13 protein-coding genes and 1 pseudogene are annotated in these 13,920 nt (G+C 63.7%); 6 read left to right on the top strand and 8 right to left on the bottom strand.

Features of this window, described 5'->3' with window-relative positions:
• Entirely contained in the window at nt 1–1,287 is a 1,287-nt protein-coding gene (locus ABIE40_RS21660; RefSeq protein ID WP_199625700.1) for a nickel-dependent lactate racemase family protein, read from the top strand.
• A 4-nt stretch (nt 1,288–1,291) separates the two neighbouring features.
• Here the strand turns inward: ABIE40_RS21660 and ABIE40_RS21655 are convergent, their stop codons facing one another.
• The gene (locus ABIE40_RS21655) at nt 1,292–2,038 is read right to left on the bottom strand and encodes a FadR/GntR family transcriptional regulator (RefSeq protein ID WP_112714809.1); all 747 of its coding nucleotides are present in this window, start codon (nt 2,036–2,038) and stop codon (nt 1,292–1,294) included.
• Nucleotides 2,039–2,146: 108 nt separating this feature from the next.
• On the opposite strand from ABIE40_RS21655, the pseudogene ABIE40_RS21650 reads away from it, so the two are divergent.
• The 4 genes and pseudogenes from ABIE40_RS21650 to larB all read left to right on the top strand — a co-directional run.
• Nucleotides 2,147–3,070, top strand: a pseudogene (locus ABIE40_RS21650) (NAD(P)-dependent oxidoreductase); the annotation flags it as partial.
• A gap of 10 nt (nt 3,071–3,080) precedes the next feature.
• Nucleotides 3,081–4,373, top strand: a complete 1,293-nt coding sequence (larC, locus tag ABIE40_RS21645) for a nickel pincer cofactor biosynthesis protein LarC (RefSeq protein WP_199625698.1) — start codon at nt 3,081–3,083, stop codon at nt 4,371–4,373.
• A complete protein-coding gene (gene larE / locus ABIE40_RS21640) occupies nt 4,370–5,152 on the top strand; it encodes an ATP-dependent sacrificial sulfur transferase LarE (RefSeq protein ID WP_199625697.1) in 783 nt (260 codons plus the stop codon). The genes larC and larE overlap by 4 nt, the downstream gene beginning before the upstream one ends.
• Complete coding sequence (larB, locus tag ABIE40_RS21635) at nt 5,149–5,814, top strand: nickel pincer cofactor biosynthesis protein LarB (RefSeq protein ID WP_199625696.1); 666 nt, start codon at nt 5,149–5,151, stop codon at nt 5,812–5,814. The genes larE and larB overlap by 4 nt, the downstream gene beginning before the upstream one ends.
• Before the next feature lie 33 nt (nt 5,815–5,847).
• On the opposite strand, the gene ABIE40_RS21630 is transcribed toward larB, so the two are convergent.
• Genes ABIE40_RS21630 through ABIE40_RS21615 form a run of 4 tightly spaced genes read right to left on the bottom strand, consistent with a single transcriptional unit; the run spans nt 5,848 to nt 9,651 of the window.
• The gene (locus ABIE40_RS21630) at nt 5,848–6,693 is read right to left on the bottom strand and encodes a fumarylacetoacetate hydrolase family protein (RefSeq protein WP_199625695.1); all 846 of its coding nucleotides are present in this window, start codon (nt 6,691–6,693) and stop codon (nt 5,848–5,850) included.
• Nucleotides 6,694–6,721: 28 nt separating this feature from the next.
• On the bottom strand, nt 6,722–7,465 hold the full coding sequence (locus ABIE40_RS21625) for an SDR family oxidoreductase (protein WP_199625694.1): 744 nt from the start codon (nt 7,463–7,465) through the stop codon (nt 6,722–6,724).
• Between the two features lie 17 nt (nt 7,466–7,482).
• Complete coding sequence (locus tag ABIE40_RS21620; RefSeq protein WP_199625693.1) at nt 7,483–8,202, bottom strand: FadR/GntR family transcriptional regulator; 720 nt, start codon at nt 8,200–8,202, stop codon at nt 7,483–7,485.
• A 3-nt stretch (nt 8,203–8,205) separates the two neighbouring features.
• Nucleotides 8,206–9,651, bottom strand: coding sequence for an FAD-binding oxidoreductase (locus ABIE40_RS21615; RefSeq protein WP_199625692.1), 1,446 nt, complete (start codon nt 9,649–9,651; stop codon nt 8,206–8,208).
• 161 nt (nt 9,652–9,812) lie between these two features.
• On the opposite strand from ABIE40_RS21615, the gene gloA reads away from it, so the two are divergent.
• Complete coding sequence (gene gloA / locus ABIE40_RS21610) at nt 9,813–10,226, top strand: lactoylglutathione lyase (RefSeq protein WP_112714791.1); 414 nt, start codon at nt 9,813–9,815, stop codon at nt 10,224–10,226.
• A gap of 62 nt (nt 10,227–10,288) precedes the next feature.
• Here gloA and ABIE40_RS21605 read toward each other — a convergent pair whose 3' ends face one another.
• From ABIE40_RS21605 to ABIE40_RS21595, 3 genes are read right to left on the bottom strand one after another with little or no spacing between them, the layout of a single operon-like run.
• A complete protein-coding gene (locus ABIE40_RS21605; protein ID WP_112714789.1) occupies nt 10,289–11,251 on the bottom strand; it encodes an ABC transporter permease in 963 nt (320 codons plus the stop codon).
• 10 nt (nt 11,252–11,261) lie between these two features.
• On the bottom strand, nt 11,262–12,764 hold the full coding sequence (locus ABIE40_RS21600; RefSeq protein ID WP_199625691.1) for a sugar ABC transporter ATP-binding protein: 1,503 nt from the start codon (nt 12,762–12,764) through the stop codon (nt 11,262–11,264).
• A 5-nt stretch (nt 12,765–12,769) separates the two neighbouring features.
• A complete protein-coding gene (locus ABIE40_RS21595; protein WP_354541106.1) occupies nt 12,770–13,810 on the bottom strand; it encodes an ABC transporter permease in 1,041 nt (346 codons plus the stop codon).
• Nucleotides 13,811–13,920: the final 110 nt, after the last annotated feature.

The raw sequence follows: 13,920 nt of genomic DNA, 5'->3' as shown, positions 1-13,920 counted from the left end.
ATGACCGATATCGCCCTCTCCTATGGCCGCGGCCATCTCGACATCACCCTTCCACCGGGCGCCCGCCCGGCGGTGATCCGCAAGCAGGCGCTTCCGAAGCTCGCCGACCCCAAGGCGGCCATTCGGGGCGCTCTCGACAATCCGATTGCCTCGGCACCGCTTGCCGAGCTTGCAAGGGAACGCAGAAGCGCCTGCATTCTGATCTGCGACATCACCCGGCCGGTGCCCAATCGGCTGTTCCTGCGCCCGATGATCGAGACGATGATCGCCTCGGGCATTGCTCGCGAAAAAATCTCGGTGCTGGTCGCGACCGGCCTCCACCGTCCCAATCTCGGCGATGAACTGGCCGAGCTCGTCGGCGATCCCTGGGTTCTCGAAAATGTCCGCGTCGAGAACCACTACGCCCGCGACGAAGACGCCCATATCGATTTCGGTTTCACGAAAACACGGAACACGCCGGTCAAGCTCGACCGGCTGTTTGCCGAGGCCGATCTCAAGATCGCCACCGGCCTAGTCGAGCCGCATTTCATGGCCGGATGGTCTGGCGGGCGCAAGGTCATCGCGCCGGGTGTCGCCCATCACGAGACGATCCGCACCTTCCACTCGGCCCGCTTCATGGAAGATCCGCTCGCCGTCCAGTGCAATCTGATCGGCAATCCGTTGCACGAAGAGCAGCTGGAGATCGTCCGCATGCTCGGCGAGGTCTATGCGCTGAACACCGTTCTCGACGAGGATCGCGATCTCGTCTGCGTCACCTTCGGCGAGATCATCGCCAGCCATCAGGCGGCCGTCGATTTCGTCAGCGGGGCGACGCAGATCCCGCTCGGCCGCAAATTCTCCACCGTCGTCACTTCGTCAGCCGGCTATCCGCTCGACAAGACCTATTACCAGACGATCAAGGGCATGGTGACGCCGCTCGATATCCTGAAACCCGGCGGCACGCTGATCATCGCGTCGGAATGTTCCGAAGGCTTCGGCTCGCCCGAATTCCGCGAGGCGCAGGCACGCCTCGTCGAGCTCGGCCCGGAACGCTTTCTGGCGACGCTGACGGCCAAGAGCCTTGCCGAGATCGATGAATGGCAGACGGAGATGCAGCTGAAGTCGATGCGGCTCGGGCGCGTCGAACTCTATACGAGCGGGCTTTCCGGCGGCGACAGGGAGCTGACCGGCGTCGGCGTAATCGACGACCTGACGGCCGCGATCGCCCGCAGCATTTCACGAAGCAGCGATCCCGATGTCGCGATCATTCCGGAGGGGCCCTATGTCGTGCCTCGCTATGCGGGCTGACCGGCTATCGATGAAGGCGGGCGTCGCGGAGCTCTTCGAAGCGCGCCGTGCTCTTCGACAGGTGGGCGCGCAGCGCCTTGCGCGCCGCCGCTTCATTGCCGTCGCGGATCGCCTGGAAGATCGCGTGATGTTCCTTGCGCATGCGGGCTGCATGTCCCTCGCGCTCGAGCGCCGTCATGTTGTCGAGGCGCGCCCATTGGCGCGGCACCATGGCCGTTCCGAACGTATCGAACAGCCGTCCGTAATAGGAATTCTGCGTTGCGACCAGGATCGAGCGGTGGAAGGCGAAATCCTCTTCGGCCCCGTAGCCACCCTGTTCGATCGCCTGATCGAGCGCATCCAGCCGCGCCTGCATGCGGGCGATATCCTCCGGCGTGCGCCGCAGGGCCGCAAGGCCGGCGGCCTCATACTCGATGCCGATGCGCAGTTCGAGAACGCGCAGCACTTCGTCGATCGATTCCAGGTCGTTCGGGATGATGGAGAAGGAGCGCGGCGTCGGATCGTTGGAAACGAAGGCGCCGAGCCCCTGGCGCGTGGTGATCAGCCCCTTGGCCCTGAGCGTCGCCAGCGCCTCACGCACGATCGTGCGGCTGACGCCCGTCGCTTCCATGATCGCCTGCTCGGTCGGCAGACGCTGGCCGGGCTTCAGATCGCCGGATTCGATCTGCGCGATCAGGCTGTCGGCCAGTCCGCTGCGCAGATTGGGCGTCTGCGGGATGGTGTTGAAAACCGCGCTGTCCCTGTCCTTCATTCCGTTCCGAAGTCCAATCTCGCCGTCCGGCGCCGGGCTGCCAATACTGCCGTTGCTAAACCATACCACTAGAAAAAGCAAAAGCCCGCATACCGGGATACCGAAACCAACCGGGAGGAAAGCATGAAAGAGAAAATCGGGTTCATCGGTCTCGGCGCCATGGGCTCCGGCATGGCGGCCAATCTTCTGAGCAAGGGCTGGCCGCTAACCGTGATGGCGCATCGCAGGCGCGAGGCTGTGGAGGCGCTGAAGGCCCAGGGTGCCAGCGAAGCGGCAACGCCGAAAGAATTGGCGCTGGCATCCGACGTCGTCATCCTCTGCGTCACCGGATCGGAAGAGGTCCAGCAGCTGCTGCCGGGTGCGGATGGCCTGCTCGCCTCCGGCAAGCGGATGCTGCTGATCGATTGCTCGACATCCAACCCGGCCGTGACGATCAGGCTTGCCGCTGAGCTTTCGGAGCAGGGCATCACGCTCGTCGATGCGCCGCTCGCCCGCACGCCGAAGGAAGCGGCCGAGGGCAAGCTGGATGTGATGGCGGGCGGCTCCGCCGATGGCATTGCCCGCGCCCGGCCGATCCTCGAAGCCTTCGCCGCCCGCATCATCGAGACCGGTCCCGCCGGAACGGGTCACACGATGAAGCTTCTGAACAACTTCGTGTCGATGGGCTATTCGGCGATCTATTCCGAAGCGCCGATGATCGCCGCCAAGGCGGGGTTGACACCAGAGGTCTTCGACAGCGTGCTGCGCGGCAGCCGCATGGATTGCGGCTTCTACCAGGCCTTCTTCGAATTCGTTTTGAACCGCAACGAGAACGCCCAGCGCTTCGCGATGGCGAATGCGCTGAAGGACATGTCCTACCTCGCCTCGCTCGCGCAGGCGCTGCAGGCGGTCAACCCGGTCGGAGCAGCCGTGCGCAACAGCTTTGCAACCGCCGTTGCCGCCGGCCAGGGCCAATCCTTCGTACCGGCGCTCTCGGATGTCATCGCGGCCGCCAACGGCGTGTCGCTGACCGCCCACAGGACCGGAAAATAGGGACGGAAACGTGCTCGAAATTCATCTCGATCCGGTGGGCGGCATTGCAGGCGACATGTTCGTCGCCGCCCTGCTCGATTTCCGGCCAGACCTGCAGGAAGGCCTGCAGGCCGCACTAAAGCTTTGCCCGCTGATCGAGCGCGTCGACTGCGCGCTTGTTGCCCATAGTGACGGCATCCTCACCGGCAGCCGCTTCACCGTCCGCCATCGAGATCACGGGCCTGACCACGCGCATGATCACGGCCACGGGCATCATCATCACCATCATGGCCGTCATCACCATGAACATGAGGCCCACGATCACGAAGCAGATCACCACGAACACGACCACGTGGCGTGGCGGACGATCCGCGATGCGCTGGCGCAATCGGCACTCGATGCCGAAACCATACGCCATGCCACCGGCATTTTCGGAAAGCTCGCCGAGGCCGAGGGGCGGGTGCATGGCAGAGCACCTGACGACGTGACGTTCCACGAGGTCGGCGCCTGGGATTCGATCGCCGATATCGTCGCGGCCGGATGGCTGATCGGCCGGATCGGCGCGACCGGCTGGACCGTCGGCCCCATTCCGCTTGGCAGCGGCCGGGTGAAGACCGCGCATGGGCTCCTCCCTGTCCCGGCACCGGCAACCGTTCACCTGCTCGAGGGCTTCGAGGTCATCGACGACGGCATTGCCGGCGAGCGCGTAACGCCGACCGGTGCGGCAATCCTCGCCTATCTCTGCGGGAAATCGGCGGCTCCAAGGCGGAGGATCTTGAAGGCATCGAGCCATGGTTTCGGCAGCAAGCGGCTACCGGGCGTCAGCAACTGCCTGCGGGTGCTCTCCTTCGAGCGGCGGGAAAACGCAGCTATCAGCGAGGAGGCAGTTGCCGTCCTCGAATGCGAGATCGACGACCAGACCGGCGAGGACATCGCCCAGGCGATCGACAGGTTGCGCAGCCAGGACGGCGTGCGCGATGTCATCCAGGCGCCAGTGTTCGGCAAGAAGGGCCGGATGATGACGCATCTGCGCGTGCTTGCCGACCCGGCCGCAAAGGAAGAGGTCGCCAATGCCATCCTCGACGAGACGACGACGATCGGCCTGCGGCTTTCGACGGCGGCGCGCATGACGCTGCGCCGCGAAAAAGAAACCGTCGAGCACGGCGGCCAGATCTATGCCTTCAAGGTTGTCGAACGCCCATCCGGGCGAAGCGCCAAGCTCGAATCCGATACGCTGGCCTCGACGTCGAGCGCGGCGGCCCGCAACGGGTTGCGCCGACTGCTGGAAGGTTTGCTGAGGCAGAAGAGAGGAGATTTGATGTGAGTCAGGCGCTCGACACCGTACTCGACACCTTGGGCGACGTCTCGATCGCCGTCAGCGGCGGCATCGACTCGCTGACACTGGCGACGATCGCGGTCCAGCGCCTGGGCGCCGGGCACGCCGGCATCATGCACGCCGTTTCGCCGGCCGTGCCGCCGGAGGCGACGGAGCGGGTACGAATACTCGCGGATAGGGAAGGCTGGGACCTGCAGCTGATCGATGCCGGCGAATTCTCCGACCCTGATTACATCGCCAACCCCGTCAATCGCTGCTTCTTCTGCAAGGGCAATCTCTACGGCGCCATCACCGCACGGACCACCCGGCAGGTGCTGTCGGGCACCAATCTGGACGATCTCGGCGAATACCGGCCGGGCCTCGATGCCGCCCGCAATTTCGGCGTCAGGCACCCCTTCGTGGAGGCCGGGATCGGCAAGGCCGATGTGCGGCGTCTCGCCCGTGAGGCGGGTCTCGGAGACCTGTCGGAACTGCCCGCCTCGCCCTGCCTTTCCAGCCGGATCGAGACATCGCTCGCCATCGATGCCGGAACGCTGGCAGCGGTGCATCGCATCGAGACGTTTCTCACAGAAGCGATAGGTCCGAAGACTGTCCGCTGCCGCATCCGCCGCAGCGGCGTCGTCATCGAACTTGATACCGGCAGCCTTCAGCGCACAGGGGACATGGGCGCCGTTATCAGCGAGATGCTGCCTGAAGCCTATCAGGATAGGCCGGTGACCTTCGAGCCCTACCGAAACGGCAGCGCCTTCATCGGTGCGCGGCCATGAGCAGCACCGATACCGTCTTCGATTTCACCCGGGCCGACCGCATCGGCCTCAGCGAAGCCGTCTTCTGCGCCGGGAAATCGCCGCAGCAGATCGCGGGCATTCTCGAAAGCGCAAGGCAGCGTGATGCGAGCCTGCTTCTGACCCGTCTCGGTGCGGCGAAATACGATGCGCTACCGGCGCATCTCAAGGCACAGACCGACTGGTGCGAGACGTCGAAGACCGCCTATTTCGGACAGCTGCCGCCGCTATCGCTCACCGGAAAGGTCGCGATCGTTTCAGCGGGAACATCGGATGCCCCGGCAGCGCGCGAGGCCGAACGCACCCTTCGCCACGCCGGCGTCGAGTCCACCTTCATCATCGATGTCGGCGTCGCCGGTCTCTGGCGGCTGATGGACAGGGTCGAGGACATCAGGCGCTTTCCAATCGTCATAGCCGTAGCCGGGATGGATGCGGCGCTCGCAAGCGTCCTTGGCGGCCTCTATGGCGGCGCCCTCATCTGCGTCCCGACCTCTGTCGGCTATGGGGCGGCCGAAGAGGGGCGTACGGCGCTGAATGCGATGCTCGCCAGCTGCGCGCCCGGCCTTCTCGTTACCAATATCGACAATGGCTACGGGGCAGCCTGCGCCGCCCTTCGGCTGCTCAACACCATGCAGCTGCGGTGAACGGGGAGCCGCAAATGCGGCTCCCCGTTATCGTCAGGCAGCGTCAACAGTCAGCTGCGTTTGCTCGCCGAGACCCTCGATGCCGAGCTTGATCGTCTGGCCCGCCGTCAGGAAGACCGGCGGCTTCATGCCGAGGCCGACGCCTGGAGGCGTGCCGGTCGAGATGATGTCGCCGGGCTGCAGGCTCATGAATTGCGAGATATAGTGGACGAGGAAGGACACGCCGAAGATCATCGTCTTCGTCGAGCCGTTCTGGCGCATCACGCCATCGACGGAGAGCCACATCTTCAGGTCCTGCGGATCGGCGACTTCGTCGCGCGTCACCATCCAGGGGCCGATCGGGCCGAAACTGTCGGCCGACTTGCCCTTGGTCCACTGGCCACCGCGCTCCGCCTGGAACTCGCGCTCCGAGACGTCGTTGATCAGGCAATAGCCGGCGACATGCTTCATCGCATCGGCTTCCGAGACGTAGCGGGCTTCATCGCCGATGACGATGCCGAGCTCGACTTCCCAGTCGGTCTTCTTCGACTTGCGGGGAATGATCACATTGTCGTTGGGGCCGGTGATGGCGCTCGTCGCCTTCATGAACAGGATCGGCTCTTCGGGAATGGCCGCTCCCGTCTCTGCAGCATGGTCGGCATAGTTCAGGCCAACGCAGATGAACTTGCCGGTGCGAGAAACGCAGGGACCAAGGCGGCCTGGCTCGGCGACGACGGGCAGGCTTTCGATGTCGATGGCAGCGATCTTCGCGAGGCCCGCAGCCGTCAGATTGGCGCCGGCGATGTCATCGATCTGACCGCTCAGGTCCCTCACCTTGCCGTTCCTGTCGAGGATGCCGGGCTTTTCGGCGCCGCGCTGGCCGTATCTCAGAAGCTTCATATCGATTATCCGTTCAAGGGGTTTGTCTTCAGGCGTTCGCCCAGCCGCCATCGATGACGAGGGCATTGCCGGTCATGAAGGCCGATTCATTGCTGGCTAAGTAGACGACGAGATCGGCGACTTCTTCCGCCGTTCCAAGCCGTCCCATCGGCTGGCGGGCGATGAAGCCGGCTCGCGCCTGGTCGTAGTCACCGAGCGCACGCATACGATCCTGCAGCGACGGGCTTTCGACCGTGCCCGGGCAGATGGCGTTGGCGCGGATGCCCTTGCCGACATAATCGAGCGCTACGGATTTCGTCAGGCCGATGACGGCAGCCTTGGTGGTGCCGTAGATGAAGCGGTTCGGCGCGGCGATGACGGTCGAGGCGACCGAGGCCATGTTGACGATGGAGCCGCCGCCACGGTCGATCATGCCCGGCAGGAAGGCCCGGATCATCCGGTACATGGCGCGGATGTTCAGGTTGACGGAAAAATCGAAGGCGTCCTCGTCGCAATCGAGGATCGAGCCGTGATGCACGAAGCCGGCGCAGTTGAAGAGGATATCGGGGGCACCGATCTCACCGGCAAAGGCGGTGATCTCCGCGGGGTTCAGCACATCGAGCTTGCGCGTCGTCACACCGGCATGTTCGTTCAGCGTTTCAAGCTTGGCAGCGTCGATATCGGTCGCCCAGACGCGGGCGCCCTCCCGCAGGAAGGCCAGCACCGTGGCACGCCCCATCCCCTGCCCGGCCGCCGTGACGACGGCCGTCTTTCCCTCAAGTCTTCCAGTCATGTCTGATCCTCAACAGATTACTCGGATTGTTCTCCGGCAAGACCGACGCGGCTTGCGGCGCCATGGAGATGGTCGCGCATCGCATCGCGGGCTTCGTCGCCATCGCCGGCCTCGATCGCATCGAGGATACGCTGGTGTTCGCCGAGCGTGACGGCCGCAAGGTCTTCCGAGCGCTGCTGGTTGCCCGATGCGAGAATGGATTCGCGCACCCGCTCGGAAACGAACATCAGGAACTGCACCATGTAGACATTGCCGGTCGCCGCAGCGACGGTCTTGTGGAATTCGAGATCGGTCTTCAGCCACATGACGCTGCCATAGGGCGCATCGCGCATCGTCACCAGCGCCTCCTTCATGGCGCCGAGATCGTCGGCTGTCCGCCGCTTGGCGGCAAGCGCTGCTGCCTCGACTTCGAGGATGCCGCGAAGCTCGAAGAGCGACTGGAAGGCGTTTGCCTGCTGCAGCGCCTCGTAATCGATAGTCAGCACGGTGGCGTTCGGCTGATCGGCGACGAAGGCGCCGCGGCCCTGCTGCGACCAGATGCGCCCCTCGGAGCGCAAGCGCGCGATGGCCTCACGCACCACGTTGCGGCTGACGCCGAATGTCTGGGCAAGCTGCTGTTCGGTCGGAAGCTGATCGCCCGGCCGCAGACGCCCTTGGGCGATCTCGCGCGAGATCGAGCTCGCGACCAGCGTCGACAGATGCGGCCCCCGATTGACCTTGTCGAGTTTCAACGTCATTTCCTACCCCTCTGCACTGCCTGCTGCACTTGCCAATACACGCCCCTCGCTCAACAGATGCTTCGGGTCGAAGGCATCCTTGATCCGGCGCGAAAGCTCCAGCGTCAAGGGGTCGGCGCGTTTCAGGAAGGCGCTCTGCTTGACCCGGCCGATGCCGTGCTCGGCACTGATCGAGCCGCCATGCTTGTCCGTCACGTCGAAGATCACCTCTTCCGTCGCGTGAAAGAGAGCATCGTACTGATCGGCAGGCATGCCGACGGGCGGCACGATGTTCAGATGAATATTGCCGTCGCCGACATGGCCGTAGGTCACGGCGATCGCTTCCGGATACTTGTCAGAAAGCGCTTCCAGCGTGTCGGTCACGAAGGCCGCGAGGCTCGAAATGGAAACGGACACATCCGTCCTGAGATATCGTCCGCCGCGCCCTTGCGCCTCCACCATCATTTCGCGCAGCAGCCAGAGGCGGTCGCCTTGTGCCTTGCTGCTTGCGATGACGCCGTCGAGGACGAGATCGGATGCATCGGCAAGGAAACCTTCGAGCAGTGCGCGGAGATCGACGCGCCCGGCGGCCGACGCCTCGATCAGCACATAGACGGGATAGGGCTCGCTCAACGGATCGGGCAGGTCGTCCCGGGAGTTGATGGCGATCTCCAGGCCGCCGCGCAGGATCAGCTCGAAGGCCGTCAGGAGGTCGCTGCACTGGCGGCGCGCCCGGGCATAGAGCTGCATCGCGTCATCGACCGAGGAGAGGCCGACCAGCGCGGTCTCGACCTGTTCCGGCTTCGGAAAGACTTTTAGCGCTACGGCCGTGACGATCCCAAGCGTGCCTTCGCTGCCGATGAAAAGCTGCTTCAGGTCATAACCACGATTGTCCTTGCGCAGCGTCCTGAGGCCATTCCAGATGCGGCCATCGGCAAGCACGACCTCGAGGCCGAGCACCAGATCGCGGGTCATGCCGTAACGCAGCACATTGAAGCCACCGGCATTGGTCGAGACATTGCCGCCGATGCGGCAGGTCCCCTGCGCGCCGAAGGTGATCGGCAGGATACAGTCCTTGGCTTCCGCATGGCGCTTAGCATCTTCAAGAATGCAGCCAGCTTCGACGACCATGGCATAATCGATCGGATTGACGGAGCGCACCTTGTTCATCCGCTCCAGCGAGACGACCACTTCACCACCCGGATAGCTCGCCACCGCCGCGCCGACGAGACCGGTCAATCCGCCTTGGGGAACAACGTGGATTTTCTCTTGGTGACAGAAGGCCATCAGCTGGCTGAGCTCTTCGGCCGAGCGGGGCCTCGCGACCGCCAGCGGGCGGCCGTAATGCTCGCCGGACCAGTCACGGCTATAGCGCTCGAGCGCCTCGCCATCCGTCAGCAACAGGTCTGCCGGCATGGCGGCAGCGAGGGCGGCGAGCGCTCTTTCCTGCAGGGGCGAATGGGCATTCATGCGGTTGCTCCGGTTCAGCGGGAAAACATCTGGACAATTGGGTCACTTACATGGTTATCATACAACACTGGTTTCGAACATCAAGTGCAGGGTTACTTTCCGCTGCTCGCCATTCGCTAAAAACCAGTGTAAAATCGATAACTTGCAGGAGGATCCGTATTATGACCGCAGCGTCCGGCCAATTTCGAAATATGCACACCATGATCCGCGTGTTCGACCTCGACAGGTCGATCAAGTTCTACACGGAACTGCTCGGGATGACGCTTCTGCGCAAGGATGATTATCCGGGCGGAAAGTTCACCAACGCCTTTGTCGGCTACGGTCCGGAGGAGACCGACACCGTCATCGAACTGACCTACAACTGGGGCCGCGAAGAGCCCTACGAACTCGGCACCGGCTTCGGCCACCTGGCGCTCGGTGTCAACGACATCTACGCTGTCTGCGCCGCGCTCGAAAAGCAGGGCGCCAAGATCCCGCGCCCGCCGGGCCCGATGATGCACGGCACGACCCATATCGCCTTCATCGAAGATCCGGATGGCTACAAGATCGAGCTGATCGGCCTCGACACGATGTAACGATCGGCCCGCTTTCTGAGAGCCGCGCCCCTGGGCGCGGCTTTTTTTGTTGAGTGCCATCCTCATTTGATGATCGCAATCTTGCTGCGGTCGATGGTGATGGCGACGGCGAGGATCAGCACCGAACCGAAGACGACGTTTTCGGCGAAGATATTGATGCCGATGAAGGTCATGCCGATGCGCACGATCGAGATGATCAGCGCGCCGACCGCCGTTCGCGCCACACCGCCGAGGCCGCCGGTGATGGCGGTACCGCCGACGATGACGGCAGCGATCGCGGGCAGGAGCAGCTGGTTGGCCAGATTCGGCGAGCCGCTGGAAAGACGGGCGGCAAGGATGCAGCCGGCAATCGCCGCTAGCATGCCCGAGATCGCAAAAGCGACGATCTTGGTGCGCTCGACATTGATGCCGGCCGCAATCGCCGCAGGCTCACCGGCACCGATCGCCAGACTGTGGCGGCCAAAGCGGGTATAGCGCAGGCCAACGAAGGCTAGCACGCCGATGATCGCGGCAATCCAGATAACAGTCGGCAGACCGGCAAAATTGCCGTTGATCCAGGCCGTGTTTTCACGGCCACCCTCTTCGATGGTGATCGCCCGTCCGGCCGCGGCCCAGAGCGCGATACCGGCAACGACGCCACCAGTCGCCAAGGTAGCAACGAAGGATGGCACCTTCAGCCGAACATGGACGTAGCCGCTGAGCACGCCGAAGATGAGGCCCGACAGGATCGCGACCGGGAAGGCGAGCATACCGATCTGCGGCAAGAGCTGCGCCAGGATGACGCTCGAGAGCGATGCCACCGACTGGATCGACAGGTCGATACCGCCGATCAGGATGACAAAGGTAACGCCCGCCGCGAGAATGAAGAGGACGGCGGTGTTAGACAGCAGCAGGATCAGCGTATCGCCGGTGAGGAAGCCGGGTGCGGCAATCTCGATGACCAGCACCAGCACGACCAGCAACGCCGGCGGAATGGCGCCCTGCATCCAGCCTGCAGTGAGAAGGGATTTGATGTCCTTGAACATGATTGCCTCCTCACACCATTGCCGCAACGAGATCGACCTGATCCGGCTTGGCGCCCGGAGCCGCATCGAAATGGGCGGTGACAGCCCCGTCGCGCATCACCAGCACGCGATGCGACAGGCCGATCGTTTCTTCCAGCGTGTCCGATATCAAAAGGATCGCGACGCCTTCCGAGGAGAGCTGCCGGACGAGCTCGTAGACCTCTTCCTTGGCACCGACATCGAGGCCGCGGGTCGGATGATCGAGGATCAGGATCCGCGAGCCCGCCGTCATCCAGCGTGCCAGCACTACCTTCTGCTGGTTACCGCCCGAGAGTTTACGGCAGGCGATATCCGGCCCAGGCGCCTTGATACGAAGGCGCTTGATCCAGTCGGCGGCGAGCTTGCGTTCACGCCGGTAATCGATTGCGCCGCCGCGCATGACGGAGGAGAGATCGGCAAGGCTGATATTTTCGGCGATCGACAGGAACATCACCAGCCCCTCGACGCGCCGTTCGCGGGGGATATAGCCGATGCTCTTGCGCACCGCCTGTTCGGGCGAACGGAAATGCACCGGCTCGCCATTGATCTTGAGCGTACCGGCCGTATGCGTCAGGAAGCCGCCAATCGCCCGCGTCACCTCTTCGCGGCCGGAGCCGACGACACCGGCAATGCCGACGATCTCGCCGGAGCGGATCTGCAGGTCGACATCGTGGAAAGCGCCGTCGATCGACAGCCTGCTGGCATCGACGACGATCTCGCTTTTCGGCGGCAGCTGCTTGTCTTCCTTGTAATAGGTTGCCTGCAGCCCGCGGCCGACCATGATCTCGTGGAGTTCAGGACCGGTAACATCGGCCGCCCGATGCTCGGCCACCACCTGGCCGTCCTTCATCGTGTAGACGCGGTCCGAGATGCGCAGGACTTCATCGAGCCGGTGCGACACGAAGACGAAGCTTGCCCGCGACTTCAGCGAGCGCACCCGCTTGAAGAGCACGTCGATATCGCTACCGCTCAAGACCGAGGTCGGCTCATCGAGCAGGATGACGAGCGGGCGCGAGACAGTCTCTTCCAGCGTCAACGCCTTGGCGAGCTCGACCATCTGACGTGCCGCGAAGGTCAGTTCCGAGGTCCGCGCCGTGACATCGATATCGACGCCGATCTTTTCGAGCTGGCGGCGGGCGGCGGCGCGCATTGCCTTCCAGTCCATGATGCCGAAGCGGACGAACTGGTCTTCCTGGCCGAGATAGATGTTTTCGGCGACCGAGAGGTTCAGGAGCAGGGATTGTTCCTGAAACACCATGCCGATGCCGTGGGCCGCGCCATCACGCGCATTGCGCAACTTCAACGGCTGCCCGTCGAGCATGAGCGTGCCGCCATCGGGCTGGTGCGTTCCGGCGAGGATCCGCATCAGCGTCGATTTGCCGGCACCATTTTCGCCGATGAGGCCAACGACCTCGTTCGGGCGGATTTCGAGCGAGACGTTCTTCAATGCGTGAACGCCGGCGAAGGATTTGCTGATTTCGTTGGCTGACAACATGGCGGTCACTTCACGATCTGGAGGCGCAGGCGGTCGAGCGACAGCGCGACGGCGGCAATGATCATCAGGCCCTGGACGGTCTGCTGCACATAGGGGGAGACGCCGAGCAGGATCATGCCGTTGCTGAGCACGGTGACGATCAGCACGCCGACCAGCGTATTGATGACCCCACCTTCGCCACCGGTAAGCGCCGTTCCGCCAACGACGACGGCGGTCACGGCGGCAAACAGGCGGCCGTCGGCGATGACCGCATCCGAACGGCCAAGCTGGGCGGCGGCCAGCACGCCGGCAACGCCGAAGAAGAAGCCGGCGAGCCCGAAGGCCATGATGCGGACGCGGCGCAGATTGATGCCCGAAAGCTCGGCCACATCCTCACCGCCGCCGATCGCCATGATGTGGCGTCCAAGCCGGGTATAATACTGAACGGTGCAGGCGATCAGGAAGGCGGCAAGCGCCACCCAGACTGCCACCGGCAATCCGAGAAAGCGCGCCAGCGCCAGATCGCGGATCGACGGATCCATCAGGCGCACAGCCGAACCGCCGAGCATATAGACGGAGATCCCGAGCCCGATGAACCAGACGCCGAGCGTCGCCATGAAGGAGGGGATCCTCAGAAACGTCTGGATGATGCCGGTCGTGAAGCCCATCAGCGTGCTGGCAGCGATGGCGGCGATCACGGCGAGCCAGCCATAGGCATTGGCATTCGCATCATTGGTGGCCAGCAGCACGGTGACCATTGCGGCCACCGACAGCGATCCCTCGACCGAAAGGTCGATGCTGCCGAGCAGGATGATGAAGGTAAGACCCATGGCAAGCGTCAGCGGCACCGCGGCGGAATTGGCGATGCGCACGAGATTGCGCGGTTCGATGAAATTCGGATTGGCGATGGTGATCAGAATGCAGAGTGCGATCAGCACCAATGCCGGGGCATAGGCGCGCAAGCGCTTGCGATCGAGCCCGCCGAACAGGCGGCTTCCAACAGTCGGCATGTCACCTGCCTGTTCGCTTTTGGTCATAGTCTTGATGTTTTCGGCATTGATGGTCAACAGACTGCACCTCGCTGCGTCATCCGGAGTTGCTGGCAGGCGCCGAAGCGCCCGCCAGCGAGGAGGCAGCCGCGGAGGAGCCGCTGGCTGCGGGAGGAGACACGAGCTCG

The organism is Rhizobium sp. OAE497 (assembly GCF_040546565.1).
In the GTDB taxonomy this organism is placed as follows: Bacteria; Pseudomonadota; Alphaproteobacteria; order Rhizobiales; family Rhizobiaceae; genus Rhizobium.
Note: the sequence above shows the minus strand (reverse complement) of the source record. Positions and strands in the feature narration are given on the sequence as shown.

Coding starts and splice junctions, on each gene's coding strand:
- ABIE40_RS21625 (WP_199625694.1), bottom strand. CDS start 7,465: ATGACTGGAAGACTTGAGGGAAAGACGGCCGTCGTCACGGCGGCCGGG.
- ABIE40_RS21620 (WP_199625693.1), bottom strand. CDS start 8,202: ATGACGTTGAAACTCGACAAGGTCAATCGGGGGCCGCATCTGTCGACG.
- gloA (WP_112714791.1), top strand. CDS start 9,813: ATGACCGCAGCGTCCGGCCAATTTCGAAATATGCACACCATGATCCGC.
- ABIE40_RS21605 (WP_112714789.1), bottom strand. CDS start 11,251: ATGTTCAAGGACATCAAATCCCTTCTCACTGCAGGCTGGATGCAGGGC.
- ABIE40_RS21655 (WP_112714809.1), bottom strand. CDS start 2,038: ATGAAGGACAGGGACAGCGCGGTTTTCAACACCATCCCGCAGACGCCC.
- ABIE40_RS21630 (WP_199625695.1), bottom strand. CDS start 6,693: ATGAAGCTTCTGAGATACGGCCAGCGCGGCGCCGAAAAGCCCGGCATC.
- ABIE40_RS21660 (WP_199625700.1), top strand. CDS start 1: ATGACCGATATCGCCCTCTCCTATGGCCGCGGCCATCTCGACATCACC.
- ABIE40_RS21600 (WP_199625691.1), bottom strand. CDS start 12,764: ATGTTGTCAGCCAACGAAATCAGCAAATCCTTCGCCGGCGTTCACGCA.
- larB (WP_199625696.1), top strand. CDS start 5,149: ATGAGCAGCACCGATACCGTCTTCGATTTCACCCGGGCCGACCGCATC.
- ABIE40_RS21615 (WP_199625692.1), bottom strand. CDS start 9,651: ATGAATGCCCATTCGCCCCTGCAGGAAAGAGCGCTCGCCGCCCTCGCT.